This is a genomic window from Bartonella queenslandensis (genome assembly GCF_018155095.1).
Lineage (GTDB): Bacteria > Pseudomonadota > Alphaproteobacteria > Rhizobiales > Rhizobiaceae > Bartonella > Bartonella queenslandensis_B.
Window position 1 is genome coordinate 19,329 of record NZ_NAAI01000007.1, and the last position, 17,203, is coordinate 36,531.

Consider the following 17,203-nt stretch of genomic DNA (forward strand, 5'->3'; position numbering starts at 1 on the left):
TCATTAAGTTTGTTGATCAAGTTTAAAAACGGATTTCCCTTTCACAAAGGTCTGGAGTACGCGTCCTTGAAAACGTGCCTTCTCAAAAGGGGTATTTTTTGAACGTGAATAGAGATTCTCTTTCGAAACAACCCATGGTTCTTCAAGATCAACGACAATAAGGTCTGCATAAGCACCTTTCTTCAGTGTTCCTGCATTGAGTCCAAAGAGCTTTGCAGGCGTCGTTGACAAAAGTTCAGTTATCCGTAGAAGAGATAGGCTCTCATCATGATAAAGACGTAAAGCCGCACTTAATAAGGTTTCCATACCAATAGCGCCCGCTGCTGCATCATTGAATGGTAAATGTTTTGTGTCGATACCCTGAGGATCATGGGAAGAGACAATGACGTCTATCGTTCCATCTTTTACTGCTTCAATCATTGCTATACGGTCTTCTTCTGTACGCAAAGGAGGCATGAGGCGGAAAGAAGTTTGATATTGGCCAATGTCATTTTCGTTGAGAGATAAATGATTAATCGATACACCAGCTGAAATTTTCTCATTGTGTTTCTTGCCTAAGCGGAGGGCATCAGCAGAGAGTGCTGTCGATATCTGGGTGGCGTGATAGCGTGTTTGCGTTAATGCTGCTAGGCGCAAATCCCTTTCAAGTGGGATAACTTCTGCTTCACGGGGAATGCCAGAAAGACCAAGCCAACTGGCGAGTAGTCCTTCATTCATTACGCCTTGTTCTGTAAGATCTTTATCTTGCGTTTCGTGTATCAATGGAACATCAAAATCACGTGCATAAGTCATTGCACGTCGCATAACAGATGAATTTTGGAGTGTTTTTTTCCCTTCACTAAAAGCAACAGCTCCTGCATCCTTGAGCAAACCAAATTCGGTTATTTTGTCTCCGTTGAAACCTTGTGTGATTGCCGCAACGGGATAAATATTGACCGATGACATTTCTCCTGCTGTACGTTTAATAAATTGAACGAGAGCAACGTTATCAATAACTGGATGCGTGTCTGGCATCATAAGAAAGGAAGTAATACCACCTGCTGCAGCTGCTTGACTTGCCGATGCAATTGTTTCACGATTTTCATTTCCTGGTTCTCCAACAAAAACACGTGCATCAACAAGTCCAGGGAGAATTGCTTTGTTTTGTGCATTAATAATTTCTGCACCTTCAGGAACTCCCTGATTCAGAGCTTCTTTTCCAACGGCTATAATCTGTCCATTTTCAACAATAACTGCACCAATTTCATCGATTGCGCGTGAAGGATCAATAATACGAGCCTTTTGAAAAACAATTGGTTTTATCATTTTTTTTCTCCATGGATCTTCAAGCGCGAATCTAATAAAGCCTCCATGACTGCCATACGCACTGCAATTCCCATTTCTACTTGGGTATGAATCATACTTTGTGGTCCATCGGCTATATCAGATGCAATCTCCACACCACGGTTTATAGGACCAGGATGCAAAATAATGCTATTGTTTTTGGCATAGGCTAAATTTTCTTTATGCAAGCCAAAATAATGAAAATATTCGCGCGTGGAGGGAATAAAAGAGCCTGTCATCCGTTCATGCTGTAAGCGTAACATCATGATAACATCAGCATCTTTAAGACCTTCTTTCATGGTGTTAAAAACCTCAACACTCATATGATTAATCTCGGTGGGTAAAAGTGTTGAGGGAGCAACCGCACGAACACGAGCACCCAAAGCATTAAGACTAAGGATATTAGAACGTGCAACACGTGAGTGCAAAATATCTCCGCAAATGGCAACGGTTAATCCTTCAATACGACCTTTTGCTCTTTTAATGGTGAGAGCATCTAATAAGGCTTGGGTTGGATGTTCATGAGCACCATCACCTGCATTAATGACACAACAATCAACTTTTTGTGCTAATAAAGCTGCTGCTCCCGCACTGCTATGGCGAAAAACCAGTATATCTGGCTTCATCGCATTAAGTGTTGCGGCTGTATCAAGTAGCGTTTCTCCTTTTTTTACAGATGAGTTGCCGATCGCGAGATTCATCACATCTGCTCCCAACCTTTTGCCTGCTAATTCAAAGGAAGATTGCGTTCGCGTAGAAGCTTCAAAAAAGAGATTAATTTGAGTCCGGCCACGCAAAATAGATTTTTTTTTATCAATTTTGTTAGAAAGAATAATGTTTGCTTCTGCACGATCAAGCAATGTATTAAGGTCTTGTACACTCAGATCTTTAATAGCTAACAGATGTTTATGAGGGAAAAGTGGAAAAAAATTATCTTGAATCATAGCATTCTTCTTTATCTCTCTCTAAACAGGTTAAACAAGCATTTGTTTGAATATGATAAATGTTTTTTAACTCTAAAAAGACAAATAGTCTATGATGTGAATGATTTGAATAGTGGAATATACCTATGAGTGCTGTCTCTACGCAAAATGCTCGTCGAAAAAATACATTTCTTAGCGATACGCTTATGTTTCGTATGGCCTCTACTTTGCCTAAGTTTTTATTAGCAAGCTTTGAAGAAATAGGGGATTTTGCTGCGAGTCAAGAAGCACGGAAGCTTTCTTGTTTAGCTAATCACTATAAGCCTTTATTGCGTTATAACGATGAATGGGGGCAACAGGCAGAAAAATTAGAAATACATTCTTCCTATCAAGACCTTCAACAGTATTCTAGACGTGCGGGGTTGGTTACCTCGCTTTGGGAAAATACGAGCTCAGAAAATGGGGTACGTTATCAAGCGCGTGCGATTCGTTTGGCTTTATCTGCTGGTTTAGAAACAGGACATTTGAATGAGGTTATTATAACGAGTGCAGCGATTGCTGTCTTAATTAGTGATAGTGAACTCTTTAAAAAATGGCAAAATGCCCTTTTGTCACGCCAATATGATTCTTCATCAAGGCCTATTCATCATAAAAAATCTGCTTCTCTGACGTGTGCTTTTGATGACATTGAACAATACGCTTTCAATTTTCCAAGTGTTAAGAAAATTTCTTTCGATGAAAATATGGAACGTGATCTGTATCGTTTAAATGTTGTAAAAACCAATGTTATTAATCCTACAGCTGATGGATATCTCGTTAGTGCAGATTTAAATGGTCATTTAAGTTGCTTTTTTGTTCCACGCATACAGGAAAATGGTGCATTAAATGGATTTATATCAATTCGTCATTTAATTCAGCGTTCTGGAGAACTTTTAACACCAGAGGGGGTTGTTGATTTTCAAGGGTGTTATGGCTGGCTTCTGGGAAATGCTGGAGAAGGTCTTAAAGTTATTAAAGATATTGAGACGATGATGCGTTTTGATCAGTCTGTCATATCGGCAGGTGTTTTGCGAGCTGCCCTTCAATTTGGCATAGATTTTTTCCGGAAAAAAATGCCAAATCAGCCTTTGCCACCACTAACAGAACGTATTTTTGCAGATATTGCATTAGATATTGCTGCTTCACAAGCATTGGTTTTGCGTTTAGCGCGAGCATTTGACAATGCAGCAAATGACCGTTCTGAAGCCGCTTTTGCGCGCATTATGACACCTATTATTGCTTATCACGTCAGTCAATTGGTTGTACCTATTATTGGTGAAATTATTGCACAGCTTGGTATTGAAAGTTTTATAGAGAATAATCCATTATCACAAATGTTACATAATGGGCCTGCACGAACTGTAAGAAATAGTTCTGCTAATCAATTGGTAAAGGATGCCATTCTTATTTCTGAAAAAGCTCCGGGATTGTTTCAGAAATTATTAGAAAAAATTGCTCTTGATATTGGTCCAGCAGGACCAAGAGCAATTGAAATTATTAAATCTGCAGGTGATATGGCATCAGCAAATGAGGGAGCAGGAAGGTTTTTTGTTGAGCAGGTAGCCTATGCCGCCGCCGCCGCATCATTACATTCTACGGATATAGAACATGTCGCAAATGCCTATATGGAAAGCCGCCTTGGGGGGCAATGGAGATCTTCCTATGGGATGCTCATTGCACGCTATAATGCAGGGCATTTGCTCAATGTTCTTTATCCTTCCATATGATGGAAATTTTCAATCCTATTGAGAGCACCTTGCAATATAAAAGCGGCAGCTGCCGAATCAATTCTTTTTGCTCTTTTAGTGCGTGATACATTCATTTCTAAAAGAGAACGTTCTGCGGCAATTGTTGATAGGCGCTCATCCCAAAAAACAAATGGAATTTTTGTATAGGCTTTCATATTGCTCACAAAAGCTCTAGTTGCTTGAACACGAGAGCCGCTACTTCCATCCATATTAAGAGGTAAGCCAATGACAATAACGCCCACATTTTCATGATCAAAAATTTTAATAAGTGTGTGGGCATCTTCTGTAAATTTTTTTCGTTGGAGTACAGGGCGTGGATTTGAAACAGTCAACCCCATATCAGAAATCGCAATTCCAATCGTTTTTGTCCCTAAATCTAAGCCTGCTATTGTTTGTCCAGGCAAAAGATGTGTCATAATTTCGTTTATATTAATAACAGTCATAGGGATTATAATACGTTTTTTAATATTTCAGATCTATAATTATATTCTTTGTTCATCTTATCTAATATCCTTGCGCTTGCAAGCGCAGCCTTGTATAGCCAGATAAAGATCAATAAATAAACAAAAAAAACAGAAAGGCGTAAAGAGTATGTCTGTTGATCAAGAAACCGTCAAGCGGGTTGCACATTTAGCTCGGATTGCTATCCACGATGATGAGGTGGAACCTATGACAAAAAAATTCAATGCTATTTTAGGCTTTGTGGAGCAATTGAATGAAGTTGATGTTAGTGAAGTTGAGCCATTAACATCTGTGATACCGATGACTCTACGAATGCGTGAAGATAATGTTACAGATGGTAATAAAGCAGCAGATATTGTCGCCAATGCACCTGTTACAGAAGAAAATTTTTTTCTTGTCTCAAAAATTGTTGAGTAACTTTTTATATTTTTGAAATTTGAGAACCAATATGACGGATTTAACAACCCTTACAATTGCACAAGCTCGTGATGCGCTAATAAAGAAAAAGCTCAAAGCAACGGAATTAACAGAAGCTTATTTAAAAGCAATAGAATTGGCTAATCCGACTTTAAATGCTTATGTAGCAATAACAGCAGAACAAGCAAGAAACATGGCTTCTGAATCAGATCGACGCTTGGCGAAAGGAGAGGGGGGGATTTTGGAAGGAATTCCCTTGGGGATTAAAGATCTTTTTGCAACCCATGGTGTTCATACTCAAGCCTGTTCAAATATTCTTGATGGTTTTAAACCAAACTATGAATCAACAGTTACGGCTAATTTATGGCAAGATGGTGCTGTGATGTTAGGAAAACTTAATATGGATGAGTTTGCTATGGGCTCTTCTAATGAGACATCATATTATGGCCCCGTTATTAGTCCATGGAGAAAAAAAGACTCAAATGAAAAACTTGTTCCCGGTGGTTCTTCAGGCGGTTCGGCTGCCGCTGTTGCCGCGCAAATTTGTGCTGGTGCAACAGCAACAGATACAGGTGGCTCAATCCGTCAACCAGCAGCTTTTACTGGGACTGTAGGAATAAAGCCAACCTATGGACGTTGTTCACGATGGGGTGTTGTCGCGTTTGCTTCATCTCTTGATCAAGCTGGACCTATTGCTAGAGATGTTCGTGATTGTGCTATCTTACTCAGATCAATGGCTTCTTTTGATGAAAAAGATTCGACTTCCGTAAATTTACCCGTTCCTGATTATGAAAGTTATCTTGGGAAATCAATCAAGGGAATGAAAATTGGTATTCCAAAAGAATACTACCTAGCTGGAATGTCTCAAGAAATTATTGATCTTTGGCAAAAGGGAATAAATTGGTTAAAAGAAGCAGGCGCTGAAATACACGATATTTCTTTACCCCATACAAAATACGCTCTACCTTCTTATTATATTATAGCGCCTGCAGAAGCCTCTTCTAATTTAGCGCGTTATGATGGTGTGCGTTTTGGTTTGCGTGTACCTGGAAAAGACATCATTGAGATGTATGAAAATACACGTTCTGTTGGTTTTGGTGATGAAGTCAAACGACGTATTCTGGTTGGGACTTATGTTCTTTCATCAGGTTCTTATGATTCTTGTTATCTAAGAGCTCAGAAAATAAGAACACTCGTAAAACGTGATTTTGATCAATGTTTTGATTCAGGCGTTGACGCTATTCTTACACCAGCAACACCAACACCTGCTTTTGGTATTGCTGATGAAAAAATAAAAAATGATGCTGTCGCGATGTATCTTAATGATATTTTTACCGTACCAGTGAATATGGCTGGTTTACCGGGAATTTCTGTTCCTGCTGGTCTATCATCAAATGGTTTACCTTTGGGACTGCAATTGATTGGTAAGCCTTTTGCTGAAGAAATTATTTTCAAAATAGCGCATATTATTGAACAAGAAGCAGGTGTATTTTCTGCGGAAAAATGGTGGATATAATCATCAAACTTTACAAAAAAGCATTCCTCACCACTGATGAGAAATGCTTTTTAAAAGAAAAGAGGATAAGCTCTATTGCCTTAATTTATCTCTCTTATCCACCAAGATAGGCTTCTTTAACACGCGGGTCAGAAAGCATCGCTTTGCCTTCACCATGAAATAAAATATGCCCTACCTCTAAAATATAAGCATAATCAGCAATGGACAGTGCAGCGAATGCATTTTGTTCAATAAGAAGAACAGTTTTTCCCATATCATTAATTTTTCGGATAATCGAAAAAATTTCCCGAACGAGAAGGGGAGCTAACCCCAACGAGGGTTCATCTAATATAACCATATCAGGATTGCTCATGAGTGCGCGGCCTACAGCAACCATTTGTTGTTCCCCACCTGACATTGTTCCTCCCAACTGTTTTGATCTTTCACGTAGGCGCGGAAAAAGATCAAATATCCATTCAATATCGCGAGAAATTCCCTGTTTATCATGACGGATATAAGCACCTAGATGGAGATTCTCTAAAACAGTGAGGTGAGGCATAATACGCCGCCCTTCAGGACTGAGGGCAATCCCTAATCGCAAAATCTCTTCTGGTGATTTTTTAATAATTGATTCTCCATTATAGGTAATTTCTCCATAAACAGAGCGATTAAGCCCTGTAATAGAGCGTACAATGCTGCTTTTTCCTGCACCATTGGCTCCAATTAAAGTAACAATACTTCCCTTTTTTATGGACATAGAAAGATTTTGGATAGCTTTAATGGCACCATAATGAACGTGAAGATTTTTTATTTTAAGAATATCCATAAACATCTCCGCCAAGATAAGCTTCAATAACTTTTGGGTTATTACGAACTTCATCTGGTGTACCATTAGCAATGCAACAGCCATGTTCCATGACCAAAATATGTTGGCAAAGCCCCATAACCACTTTCATATCGTGTTCAATAAGAAGAATTGTAAGATCAAAGTCTTTCTGCACTTTTGCTATGAACTTTCTAAGATCTTCACTTTCTTGTGGATTCATGCCAGCGACAGGTTCATCAAGAAGAAGCAATTTGGGCTTTGTGGCTAACGCGCGTGCAATTTCTAAACGTCTCTGTACACCGTAAGGTAAAGCTGTTGCTAATTGATTGGCAAGGTGATCAAGTTGTAGTCGTTCAAGAAGCTCCATGGAATTTCTATAAACTTCTCTTTTTTCTTTCATTGCTTTTGAAAAAAAGAGAGCTGAAGAAAACCAAGGATATTTTTGACGGACATGAGCGCCTACCATAACGTTCTGTAAAACCGTTAATCCTGAGAAAAGACGAATATTTTGAAATGTTCGAGCAATATGACGTCTACAGATAATATAAGGAGGTTCTCCAGAGATTTTTTGTTCATCAAAAAGAATAGTACCGCTTGTAGGGGCATAAAATCCAGAAATCATATTGAAAACTGTTGTTTTCCCAGCTCCATTGGGACCAATTAATCCAGTAATGCTTCCTCGTTTAATGGCCATATTAACATTATTGACAGCAACTAATCCGCCAAAACGCATTACAATATCATTGAGTGAAAGAAGAGTACCGTTCATAGCTTTCCCTCAGTATTAGAAAACTTTTTGCGTGTCAGAAAACTATAAATTCCACTCCATGAGAATTCACGTTGTCCCATCAATCCTTTTCTCCAAAATAAAATAATTATCAGTAATAAAAGAGAGAAAACAACCATGCGAAGTCCTGGTGTTTCTGGAATATGCATAAAACCTAAGTCAAATGGACTTTCAATAATACGAAGCCATTCAAGCATGACTGTAATAATAATGCTCCCAATAATACTTCCTGTAATTGAACCCAGACCACCAGCGACAACAATCATCAAAATATTAAAAGTTAGAAGAAAATTAAACATTTTTGGATCAATGGTTGAAATAAGAGCAGCCATTAACGCTCCACCTACACCTGCAAAAAATGCTCCAACAGTAAAAGAAAAGCTACGGTAGAAAAAAGCGTTAATTCCCATGGTTTTTGCAGCGATTTCATCATCACGAATAGCACGGAGTACATTACCAGTATTGCTTCGCAGTAAGAGAACAATAAAGAGAACTGTAAATGCTAACCAACCGTAGTTCCACCATAACGTTGCATTCTGAGGTATTCCTTTGATTCCCAAAGAACCATTTGTGAGAGATGTCGCATTCGTAATGACAATGCGGATAATTTCTGCGAAACCTAATGTCGCAATTCCAAGATAATCACCACCAAGACGCAATATTGGCAAAGCAATCAATAAACCGATAATTGCTGCACACAAACCGCTTACAACAACAGCAATAAAAAAAGGGAGTTGTAGATGGGACAATGGTTCAGCGATAGGCTCAAGAATCCACATCATCTCTTTTTGTTCAGGGGAAAGAAGTAAAATTGCGCAGATGTAAGCACCAATAGCCATAAAGCCGGCATGTCCAAGGGAAAACATACCTGTAAAGCCGTAAATCAAATTAAGGGAAATTGCCAAGATTGCATTAATAGCAATCAGATTTATGATACGGAGTGTATAGTCATTAAAATGGTTATCCGCGTAGAATAAAAAACCTATCAGAACGAAAATACTGATACACGATAAAAAAGTTGTCGCTGACTTTGCCATTAGATTTTCTCCTGACTTTTTTTACCCATTAATCCCGTGGGTAATATTAATAAAATCAGAATCAACAAAATGAAAGCGAAGGCATCACGATATCCGGATAGCGCGGGAAAAAATGCGATAATCATAATTTCAATAAACCCTAATAACAATCCTCCCAACATTGCTCCTGGTATCGAACCAATACCCCCGATAACGGCAGCAATAAAAGCTTTGAGACCAGGAAGAACGCCCATATAAGGCTGAATTTGAGGATAACGCAAAGACCACATAATGCCTGCTATAGCGGCAAGTGCTGAACCTATCCCAAATGTAAATGCAATGACTTTATTAACAGAAACCCCCATCAAACGCGTCGTTTCAATATCATGAGAGATTGCACGCATAGCAAGACCAGGTTTCGTTTTATGGATAATCCATAACAGTAAGACAATAAGAATCAATGACACAATGGGAACAATCAAAGACATGGGGGCAATTCTAATGATACCCCCTGATTCTGATCCTAAATGCCATAAAAATGGCGTTACTAAAAAATCTGGTTGTTTTACACCTTTAGGAACGCCACTAAAGAGTACCGTAGAAAGATTTTCAATAAAAAAAGAAACACCAATTGCACCGATAAGTGCCGAAATACGCGGTGCATGGCGTAGAGGTTTATAAGCAAGTTGATCAACAATAATCCCCACTGCACTTGTAATAAAAATGGCAAAACAAAGAGCTAAAACCCAGATCGGCGTAAAATCTCGTGGGGAAATTTTTAAATAATAAACAAATCCTAACGCAAGAATTAAAAAAACAGCGATCCAATAAAGGGGCGGGGGCCTCTTAAATCCTATAAAGACTGAATAATAAATAAGAACAGCAAGAAACAAAAGAAGAAGTGCTGCCCAAGCAGGCATAAAGCTAATCGTGGAAAAGAAAACAAAATAGGCTCCCAGCATAAAGATATCACCGTGAGCAAAATTAATCAGTCTCAATATACCGTAGACCATGGTATAACCAATAGCGATAAGTCCATAAAGAGACCCCAATGCCAGTGCATTAAAAAAATACTGGATGAACATTTCAGTGCTCATCTCTCATCCTTCCACATTCGTTAATTTATTACATAGGATAATAAGAAAATTTTAAGTTTTTGGTTGAGAAAAATATTCTCAACCAATTCTTGCATTTTAATAAGAACAACCTTTACATTAAAAAGCAGGTTTAACTTCTTCTAAATAAATACGTTTTCCATCTTGTATTTTAATGATACCAATCGGAATCTTAGGGTTATGATTTTCATCCATTGACATATCACCAAAGGGAGTTGGAAAATCTTTTAATTGGCTCAGTGCAATCGTAATTTTTTCACGATCAGCGCTACCAGCATTTTCAATGGCCTTCATGAACATCATATAACTCGTGTATCCCAAAACTGAATTGATATTTGGCTCTTTGTCAGGATAAGCTTTTTTCCATTCTTTTGTGAATTCTTGCGCAGCTGCTGACATATTTGGCATATCCTCACTGTAAGGAAGTGTCGTATGTAAGAAACCTTCTGCTGCTTTTCCTGCAATTGTAATCGTCTCTGGATTATCCATAGCATCTCCACCCATAATTTGAAACTTTGCTCCTAATTCACGCGCTTGTTTCATGATGATGGCCCCTTCAGAAAAGTAAGACGGAATGAATAAGATATCAGGTTTTTGCGCAATAATTTGCGTGAGAACAGCTGAAAAGTCCTGATCTCCAGAATTATAATTTAAATTTGAGATAACTTCACCACCTAATTTTTTGAAAGAACGCACAAAATAACTTGCAAGACCAATGGCATAATCGTTTGAAATATCTTTGAGGATAGCAGCTTTTTTTGCCTTTAAAACTTGACTTACATAAGTTGCGATTCCTATTCCTTGATAGGAATCAATAAAGCATGCGCGAAAGTAATATTTTTTACCCTGTGTAACAAGAGGACTTGTTGAAGAAGTTGCAATGGTTGGAGTCTTTGCTTTTTCAGATATTTCGCCACCTGCTAGTGAGAGTGAAGAACCATAACTTCCTATGATTCCACTGACCTTTTCACTGGCTGTTAAACGCATAACAGCATTAGCTGCTTCCACTTTATCAGACTTGTTATCAATAATAACAAGTTCCACTTTACGTCCCAAAATTTCTGGAACTTGTTTGTGAGCTAATTCGATACCTCGAATCTCAAGTTGGCCTCCAAAGGCATTTTGACCACTTAATGGAAGATAAACACCAATTTTAATAGATTCACTTGCATAAACATTTGCGGCAAGTGCCATGAAAACTGTGATTGTCATAAGGACTTTCTTCAATTGCATCGCGCATTTTCCTTAATTGAATTGTTATTTTTGTACCTTATATTGAACTTCTTCATCATGCAAGTTACACATTAATAAAAGTATCATTATGTAAAAAACTTTATATATAATCTTTATTGTAGGGTGCCCCTTGTAAGATATGTAAAGCGTACAATCAAATAGTTTTATCAATATTTTTATAAATTTCATGTTGATATTAACATGTAAGAGATACGACAATATGGGGAAATCTTATCTTGGGGCTTGCGTGTTGATACAAGAGCAATGTTTACTTAAACCTAGAGAATCAATATCGTGCAATTTATAAGCTACAGGATCACGTTATTATGACGAGTAAGGATGCATTAAAGGATTATTCCCTATCTGAGGATAGTATAGGTGCTTGTGGAGAGATTATCGAAATCAGTGGTGTCATTAAGTGGTTTGATGGTAGTAAGGGCTATGGATTTATTGTACCTGATTTACCTCATTTTCCCGATATATTATTGCATGTTACAGTCATGCGAAGGGATGGTTTCCAAACAGCTATGGAGGGCGCTAAAGTTATTTGCGCTGTGGAAAAGACGGAACGGGGATTAAAATGCGTTCAGGTGAAATCTATCGATTGTTCTTCAGCGGTTCATCCATCAGAAGTTCCTGCCCGTACTCATGTTGTTGTTACTCCAGAAAGTGGCCTAGAACGTGCAATTGTTAAATGGTTCAATCGTGACAAAGGTTTCGGTTTTCTTAGCCGTGGGCAGGGGACAGAAGATATTTTTATTCATATGGAAACGTTGCGCCGTTTTGGTTTAGCAGAGCTTCGTTCAGGACAAGTTGTTCTTGTCCGTTTTGGTAAAGGGGAAAAAGGTTTGATGACAGCAGAAATTTATCCAGATATAGGGTTTCCTTTTGCAACACATTAAATCACTGCTCATTAAAAAATCGCTTTTTATTAAGTTTTACGAGTGAAATCAGTGCTTTTCCGTATTTTTAAAGGGTGGTTATTTTTATAAATAGCTATAGAGGGTCTTTGTTATGGCTCTCGTGAATCTATAAACTAAATGAAAAAATATGCGTATTCTATTGAATAAAAATAAAGAAAGTAGGGAAATAGCGCTCTTATTTTTTGGTTTTTAAACTCTGATATTTTTATTTTAGAAACAAAATTTAAGATTTTTCTGTTGTGGAGACAAAAATGTTAAAGCCTTTAAAAGGGTGTGTTGTTTTATTGGTGATACTTTTTATATTAGAAATGCGCCTTGTTGTCGCGAAGGAGCCCATGAGGATCCCTGTTCATCCGATTCCTTTAGAAATACACACAAAGCACGGTACTGTTTCTTATAAAGTAGAGATTGCTTTTACCCCCTCTCAAGCAGCGGCTGGTTTAATGTATAGGACTGATTTTCCACACGATCGTGCGATGCTCTTTAAGCAGCAAAAAAGTTATCAATCGAGAGCTGAACAAGAGTTTTTTATGTGGATGGCTAATACACCTTTGCCGTTAGATATGATTTTTTTAAACTCTGAAGGGGTTATTGTATCGATTATTGAAAACACTTCTCCATTTTCAACAAAGACCATTTCATCAGGCGTCCCTGCAGCTTTTGCACTTGAGATTAACGCTGGTGAAGTTGCTGAAAAACAGATACAAAAAGGGCAACGTGTTATCCATCCTGTTGTTTGTGGGAAGTGCAATAAAAAATGACAGCTGAAGACATTCGTTTTTTTGAATATGATGGTTTGCGATTTGCTTATCGAGAAGAGGGGCAAGGTGCACCTATTTTGTTGATTCATGGTTTTGGGTCTTCTGCACGGGTGAATTGGTATGCAACGGGTTGGTTTCGTATTCTTACTGAAGCAGGGTACCGTGTTATTGCTCTTGATAATCGGGGGCATGGAGATTCGGTTAAAAGTTATGATCCTGCTTTTTATACACCTCAAGCTATGGCTGGCGATGCAGTAAGGCTCTTACAGCATTTAGAGTTATCTAAAGCTCATGTGATGGGATATTCTATGGGAGCTCGTATTAGTGCTTTTATGGCTCTTTTGCATCCGACATATGTGAACAGCGTTATTTTTGGTGGTTTAGGTATTGGTATGGTAACGGGAGCAGGAAATTGGGAACCTGTTGCTGAGGCTCTTTTAGCGGAAGATCCCTCTACCATTACCAATACGCGTGGTTTAATGTTTCGTAAATTTGCGGATCAAACGAAAAGTGATAGACGTGCTCTGGCCGCTTGTATTATTACATCAAAACAGGAGTTAACGGCGTCTGAAATTTATAAAATTGAACAACCTGCACTTGTTGCCGTTGGTTCATTAGATGAAATTGGCGGTGCTGCAGAACCATTAGCAGCTTTGTTGCCTTATGGTGAGGCTTTATCAATTCCTGGTCGAGACCATATGCTTGCTGTAGGCGATAAAGTTTATAAAAAAGGTGTTATCGATTTTCTCTCTCGCTATCCTATAAAATAAAAAATTTTTATAGGTTTTAGCATTTACAAAAATATCCAATATTTTTGCCTATAAACTGAGAAGCTTATTTAAAAACTTTTCTATTTTGACATAAGTCTTTATAAAAAATAGGCAGAAAAATAAGCTCTTATTCGCTTATTCTGTATATTTTTGAAGATGTGTAATTCTTTTAAAGTTAGATAACTATATTTTAAAATGCTTTTAAAAGGATTATTTTTGAATAATGAAATAATATTTTTTGCTAAAAATGTAATTTTAATTAAAAAATTGTTTTATTTTAATTTTTTATAGCAATGACAAAATTATAAATCGTTGATTAATTTTTTTCTAAACATGCATCATAAATGCAGATGCTAAAATTGGAGATAAAGTAAAATTATTAAAAATATACAGTTTTCTGCCATTTTTTTATCTATACGGGTATATTTAATAATGATAGACTCCTTTTATAAAAGTTCTTTATGAATATATAAAGAAAGATCTGTAAATACATGTAATATTAAGTCAATATTCAGATTAAGCTTTTTTACTGACTTTACAGAATCAAAGGAGTGTCTTATTCCCGCGACACGCAATTATTTTAATCGTATCAAAAAACAGGAGAGCATAGTGAATGCTGATGAAATAAAAAAACTTGATAATTATTTAAAAAATACATTCCAAAACTCAGCATTGCAAGTTAGAGCACGGCCTAAGAAGGATGATTCTTGTGAGGTTTATATGGGGGATGAATTTTTAGGCGTTATTTATCGAGATGAAGATGAAGATGAGCTATCCTATAATTTCTCAATGGCTATATTGGATATTGATTTAAAAAATTGATTAATTATTCTTCTTGAATGAAGTCTTTTTTATCCCATAAGGTTTATATAAGTTTTAATGCTTTGAAACTTGTATGGTTATGTCGTGCGATAATAAGGTGATCATGGATCGTAATGCCTAATGCATTTGCGGCATCTTTTAGTCTGTATGTCATTGTTATATCTGCATCAGAGGGGGTAGAATCACCAGAAGGATGATTGTGGACTAAGATAAGTCCTGATGCGGATAACTCTAAAGCTCGAGAAATAACTTCACGAGGATAAACAGGGGTGTGATCAATGGTTCCAGTTTGTTGTACCTCATCGGCAAGTAAGCCGTTTTTTTTATCGAGAAATAAAATACGAAATTGTTCGCGTGTTTCGTGAGCCATAACTGCTTTACAATAAGCTAATACTTTATCCCATGATGAAAAAATATCGCGTTTAAACAATTGTGCACGAGCAATACGTCCAGCAACATCTGAAATAATTTTTAAATCAATTGCAGTAGCGGGACCACATCCTTGAACCTCTTGAAGTCGATGAATGTCAGCGCCCAACACATCAGCTAATGAACCAAAATGTGCTATCAAATTTTTAGCTATAGGTTTTGTGTTTGCGCGTGGTATTGTGCGAAAAAGCAATAATTCAAGATATTCATAATCTTCAATTGCATTTCCTTTTGACTTTAAATAGCGTTTTCGAAGACGCTCACGATGTCCTTGATAATGTTTATCAAGCTTTATATTCTTCTTGGGCTCTGCACTTTTTCTTTCTGATTCTGAGGTGCGTGGAGAACTTGATGTTAATACAAAGTGGTTACTTTGAATATCTTCCTTTTTATTTAATTTTTTAGCCATAACATCTCTACAATGCATTAAATCTGCGGATTTGGAATATAAAAAATATTTTTAGGCGATATTGTAAATATTTCACACCCTTCATTTGTGACACCAATTGTATGTTCATATTGTGCTGTCAAAGAGCGGTCACGGGTAACAGCAGTCCAGCCGTCAGATAAAATCTTAACTTGTGGCTTACCAAGATTAATCATAGGCTCAATTGTAAACATCATCCCTTTTTTTAATTCGATGCCTTCTCCGGGATTTCCATAATGGAGAATATTGGGGGCATCATGAAAAAGTTGACCGATACCATGTCCGCAAAAATCTTTCACAATTGAACACCGTTCAGATTCGGCATACTGTTGAATGGCTGCACCAATATCACCTGTTGTTGCTCCAGGTTTAACGACAGCGATCCCTCTCATAAGGCTTTCGTGGGTTATTTGTAAAAGGCGTTCTGCAGCACGTCTGATTTTTCCAACAGGGTACATGCGGCTTGAATCACCATGCCAACCATCAAGAATAAAGGTCACATCAACATTCACAATATCGCCTTCTTGTAAGGGTCTTTCATTGGGAATACCATGACAGACAACGTGATTGATAGATGTACAGCATGAATGGCTGTATCCATGATAATTTAGATCAGCAGGAAGAGCTCCTTTTTGTGCACCAAAAGTAAATACAAAATCATCAATTTCTTGCGTAGTGATACCAGGTTTAATCATATCCGTAAGCGCATCAAGGCATTCTGCAGCAATACGACCAACTTCACGCATTTTAGCGAAAGCATAGTCATCAAAAATGCGGATTTTTCCATTAAACTTTAAAGGGATTTTATTATATTCAATATACTCAGTCATTGTTTCTTCTGTTTTCTATTTTTACTCTCTGAATCGGAAAAATGCCTTCTACACTTATGTGACACTTTACAGCATAACATTCTACTCCCGATTTTAATGCTAAATCAAACTTACGTCCATAGAGTGGATCAAGATCATGACAAATCGTAAAAGCTGTACAATCTTCTCGTTGAATAATATAAAGCATAGCAGCTCGTTTTCCTTGTTGTACGACTTGCATGAGTTCTTCAAGGTGACGGGCACCACGTTTTGTCTGACTATCGGGAAATTCTGCTAATCCTTTTTGACGGATAAAATGGACATTTTTGACTTCTAGGTAACAATCGGGAAGACTGTTATCACGTAAAAGAAAATCAATTCGTGATTGTGTTCCATAGTGTTGTTCTTTTAAAATCGTTTTATATCCACTTAATTCTGGTAGTAATCCGTTTTGAATTGCTTCTAATGCAAGTTTATTGGGTAAAGTGGTATTAATACCAACCAAAGTATTATCGGATTCAACAATTTCTAATTGATAAGCATATTTTCTCTTGGTATTTTTGTGATATGAAAGCCAAATATTGGCGTTGGAAGCTGTCAATCCAAGCATTGATCCTGTATTGGGTACCGACACGGTGAAGATATGTTGATCATCTTGTTTAACATCTGCAAGGAAACGTTTATAACGACGGATAAGCTTTGCCGGAAAAAGTTTGGGAGTAAAGTGCATATTCTTTTTTAGAGTTTATGATTTCATAATTCAACTGAGATTGTGATTTGTAGAGGCTATTCCCTATAAAAAAAGGTAAAATTGATGTAAAAAACACTACGATATTTTATATAAATCGTTATAAACTCCATCGTTCACTTTAATGGTT

18 protein-coding genes are annotated in these 17,203 nt (G+C 37.3%); 7 read left to right on the forward strand and 11 right to left on the reverse strand.

Going from position 1 to position 17,203, the window contains the following annotated elements:
• Nucleotides 1–3: 3 nt before the first annotated feature.
• Nucleotides 4–1,305: a dihydroorotase gene (locus B5V81_RS05895; protein ID WP_212112638.1), complete on the reverse strand. Its 1,302-nt coding sequence runs from the start codon at nt 1,303–1,305 to the stop codon at nt 4–6.
• Complete coding sequence (locus B5V81_RS05900; protein ID WP_212112639.1) at nt 1,302–2,267, reverse strand: aspartate carbamoyltransferase catalytic subunit; 966 nt, start codon at nt 2,265–2,267, stop codon at nt 1,302–1,304. The genes B5V81_RS05895 and B5V81_RS05900 overlap by 4 nt, the downstream gene beginning before the upstream one ends.
• A gap of 125 nt (nt 2,268–2,392) precedes the next feature.
• On the opposite strand from B5V81_RS05900, the gene B5V81_RS05905 reads away from it, so the two are divergent.
• Nucleotides 2,393–4,012 carry an acyl-CoA dehydrogenase family protein gene (locus tag B5V81_RS05905; protein WP_212112640.1) on the forward strand — a complete coding sequence of 540 codons (1,620 nt, stop codon included), beginning with the start codon at nt 2,393–2,395 and terminating at the stop codon, nt 4,010–4,012.
• Here B5V81_RS05905 and ruvX read toward each other — a convergent pair.
• A complete protein-coding gene (gene ruvX / locus B5V81_RS05910) occupies nt 3,997–4,476 on the reverse strand; it encodes a Holliday junction resolvase RuvX (RefSeq protein ID WP_212112641.1) in 480 nt (159 codons plus the stop codon). The genes B5V81_RS05905 and ruvX overlap by 16 nt on opposite strands.
• 148 nt (nt 4,477–4,624) lie before the next feature.
• On the opposite strand from ruvX, the gene gatC reads away from it, so the two are divergent.
• A complete protein-coding gene (gene gatC / locus B5V81_RS05915) occupies nt 4,625–4,912 on the forward strand; it encodes an Asp-tRNA(Asn)/Glu-tRNA(Gln) amidotransferase subunit GatC (protein ID WP_212112642.1) in 288 nt (95 codons plus the stop codon).
• 31 nt (nt 4,913–4,943) lie between these two features.
• Entirely contained in the window at nt 4,944–6,428 is a 1,485-nt protein-coding gene (gatA, locus tag B5V81_RS05920) for an Asp-tRNA(Asn)/Glu-tRNA(Gln) amidotransferase subunit GatA (RefSeq protein WP_212112643.1), read from the forward strand.
• Between the two features lie 94 nt (nt 6,429–6,522).
• Here the strand turns inward: gatA and B5V81_RS05925 are convergent, their stop codons facing one another.
• The 5 genes from B5V81_RS05925 to B5V81_RS05945 all read right to left on the reverse strand — a co-directional run bounded on the left by B5V81_RS05925 (nt 6,523) and on the right by B5V81_RS05945 (nt 11,384).
• Nucleotides 6,523–7,233, reverse strand: a complete 711-nt coding sequence (locus B5V81_RS05925) for an ABC transporter ATP-binding protein (protein WP_212112644.1) — start codon at nt 7,231–7,233, stop codon at nt 6,523–6,525.
• Nucleotides 7,220–8,002: an ABC transporter ATP-binding protein gene (locus B5V81_RS05930; RefSeq protein WP_212112645.1), complete on the reverse strand. Its 783-nt coding sequence runs from the start codon at nt 8,000–8,002 to the stop codon at nt 7,220–7,222. The genes B5V81_RS05925 and B5V81_RS05930 overlap by 14 nt, the downstream gene beginning before the upstream one ends.
• Nucleotides 7,999–9,057: a branched-chain amino acid ABC transporter permease gene (locus tag B5V81_RS05935; RefSeq protein ID WP_212112646.1), complete on the reverse strand. Its 1,059-nt coding sequence runs from the start codon at nt 9,055–9,057 to the stop codon at nt 7,999–8,001. The genes B5V81_RS05930 and B5V81_RS05935 overlap by 4 nt, the downstream gene beginning before the upstream one ends.
• Nucleotides 9,057–10,133, reverse strand: coding sequence for a branched-chain amino acid ABC transporter permease (locus B5V81_RS05940; RefSeq protein ID WP_212112647.1), 1,077 nt, complete (start codon nt 10,131–10,133; stop codon nt 9,057–9,059). Before B5V81_RS05940 ends, B5V81_RS05935 begins: the two co-directional genes overlap by 1 nt.
• A gap of 117 nt (nt 10,134–10,250) precedes the next feature.
• The gene (locus tag B5V81_RS05945) at nt 10,251–11,384 is read right to left on the reverse strand and encodes an ABC transporter substrate-binding protein (protein ID WP_212112648.1); all 1,134 of its coding nucleotides are present in this window, start codon (nt 11,382–11,384) and stop codon (nt 10,251–10,253) included.
• Between the two features lie 326 nt (nt 11,385–11,710).
• On the opposite strand from B5V81_RS05945, the gene B5V81_RS05950 reads away from it, so the two are divergent.
• The 4 genes from B5V81_RS05950 (at nt 11,711) to B5V81_RS05965 (ending at nt 14,660) form a co-directional block, all read left to right on the forward strand.
• Nucleotides 11,711–12,286, forward strand: coding sequence for a cold-shock protein (locus B5V81_RS05950; RefSeq protein WP_012231724.1), 576 nt, complete (start codon nt 11,711–11,713; stop codon nt 12,284–12,286).
• 272 nt (nt 12,287–12,558) lie between these two features.
• Nucleotides 12,559–13,068 carry a DUF192 domain-containing protein gene (locus B5V81_RS05955; protein ID WP_212112649.1) on the forward strand — a complete coding sequence of 170 codons (510 nt, stop codon included), beginning with the start codon at nt 12,559–12,561 and terminating at the stop codon, nt 13,066–13,068.
• A complete protein-coding gene (locus B5V81_RS05960) occupies nt 13,065–13,838 on the forward strand; it encodes an alpha/beta fold hydrolase (protein ID WP_212112650.1) in 774 nt (257 codons plus the stop codon). The genes B5V81_RS05955 and B5V81_RS05960 overlap by 4 nt, the downstream gene beginning before the upstream one ends.
• 609 nt (nt 13,839–14,447) lie before the next feature.
• On the forward strand, nt 14,448–14,660 hold the full coding sequence (locus B5V81_RS05965; protein WP_212112651.1) for a DUF3126 family protein: 213 nt from the start codon (nt 14,448–14,450) through the stop codon (nt 14,658–14,660).
• Nucleotides 14,661–14,703: 43 nt separating this feature from the next.
• On the opposite strand, the gene radC is transcribed toward B5V81_RS05965, so the two are convergent.
• The 3 genes from radC to sfsA are packed head-to-tail and all read right to left on the reverse strand — an operon-like array spanning nt 14,704 to nt 17,055.
• Complete coding sequence (gene radC / locus B5V81_RS05970) at nt 14,704–15,498, reverse strand: RadC family protein (RefSeq protein WP_212112652.1); 795 nt, start codon at nt 15,496–15,498, stop codon at nt 14,704–14,706.
• 17 nt (nt 15,499–15,515) lie between these two features.
• Nucleotides 15,516–16,346: a type I methionyl aminopeptidase gene (gene map / locus B5V81_RS05975; RefSeq protein WP_212112653.1), complete on the reverse strand. Its 831-nt coding sequence runs from the start codon at nt 16,344–16,346 to the stop codon at nt 15,516–15,518.
• Nucleotides 16,339–17,055 carry a DNA/RNA nuclease SfsA gene (sfsA, locus tag B5V81_RS05980; RefSeq protein ID WP_212112654.1) on the reverse strand — a complete coding sequence of 239 codons (717 nt, stop codon included), beginning with the start codon at nt 17,053–17,055 and terminating at the stop codon, nt 16,339–16,341. Before sfsA ends, map begins: the two co-directional genes overlap by 8 nt.
• Between the last annotated feature and the right edge of the window lie 148 nt (nt 17,056–17,203).

Coding starts and splice junctions, on each gene's coding strand:
- map (WP_212112653.1), bottom strand. CDS start 16,346: ATGACTGAGTATATTGAATATAATAAAATCCCTTTAAAGTTTAATGGA.
- B5V81_RS05935 (WP_212112646.1), bottom strand. CDS start 9,057: ATGGCAAAGTCAGCGACAACTTTTTTATCGTGTATCAGTATTTTCGTT.
- B5V81_RS05930 (WP_212112645.1), bottom strand. CDS start 8,002: ATGAACGGTACTCTTCTTTCACTCAATGATATTGTAATGCGTTTTGGC.
- gatC (WP_212112642.1), top strand. CDS start 4,625: ATGTCTGTTGATCAAGAAACCGTCAAGCGGGTTGCACATTTAGCTCGG.
- sfsA (WP_212112654.1), bottom strand. CDS start 17,055: ATGCACTTTACTCCCAAACTTTTTCCGGCAAAGCTTATCCGTCGTTAT.
- B5V81_RS05925 (WP_212112644.1), bottom strand. CDS start 7,233: ATGGATATTCTTAAAATAAAAAATCTTCACGTTCATTATGGTGCCATT.
- B5V81_RS05955 (WP_212112649.1), top strand. CDS start 12,559: ATGTTAAAGCCTTTAAAAGGGTGTGTTGTTTTATTGGTGATACTTTTT.
- gatA (WP_212112643.1), top strand. CDS start 4,944: ATGACGGATTTAACAACCCTTACAATTGCACAAGCTCGTGATGCGCTA.
- radC (WP_212112652.1), bottom strand. CDS start 15,498: ATGGCTAAAAAATTAAATAAAAAGGAAGATATTCAAAGTAACCACTTT.
- B5V81_RS05905 (WP_212112640.1), top strand. CDS start 2,393: ATGAGTGCTGTCTCTACGCAAAATGCTCGTCGAAAAAATACATTTCTT.
- ruvX (WP_212112641.1), bottom strand. CDS start 4,476: ATGACTGTTATTAATATAAACGAAATTATGACACATCTTTTGCCTGGA.
- B5V81_RS05900 (WP_212112639.1), bottom strand. CDS start 2,267: ATGATTCAAGATAATTTTTTTCCACTTTTCCCTCATAAACATCTGTTA.
- B5V81_RS05895 (WP_212112638.1), bottom strand. CDS start 1,305: ATGATAAAACCAATTGTTTTTCAAAAGGCTCGTATTATTGATCCTTCA.
- B5V81_RS05960 (WP_212112650.1), top strand. CDS start 13,065: ATGACAGCTGAAGACATTCGTTTTTTTGAATATGATGGTTTGCGATTT.
- B5V81_RS05940 (WP_212112647.1), bottom strand. CDS start 10,133: ATGAGCACTGAAATGTTCATCCAGTATTTTTTTAATGCACTGGCATTG.
- B5V81_RS05950 (WP_012231724.1), top strand. CDS start 11,711: ATGACGAGTAAGGATGCATTAAAGGATTATTCCCTATCTGAGGATAGT.
- B5V81_RS05945 (WP_212112648.1), bottom strand. CDS start 11,384: ATGCAATTGAAGAAAGTCCTTATGACAATCACAGTTTTCATGGCACTT.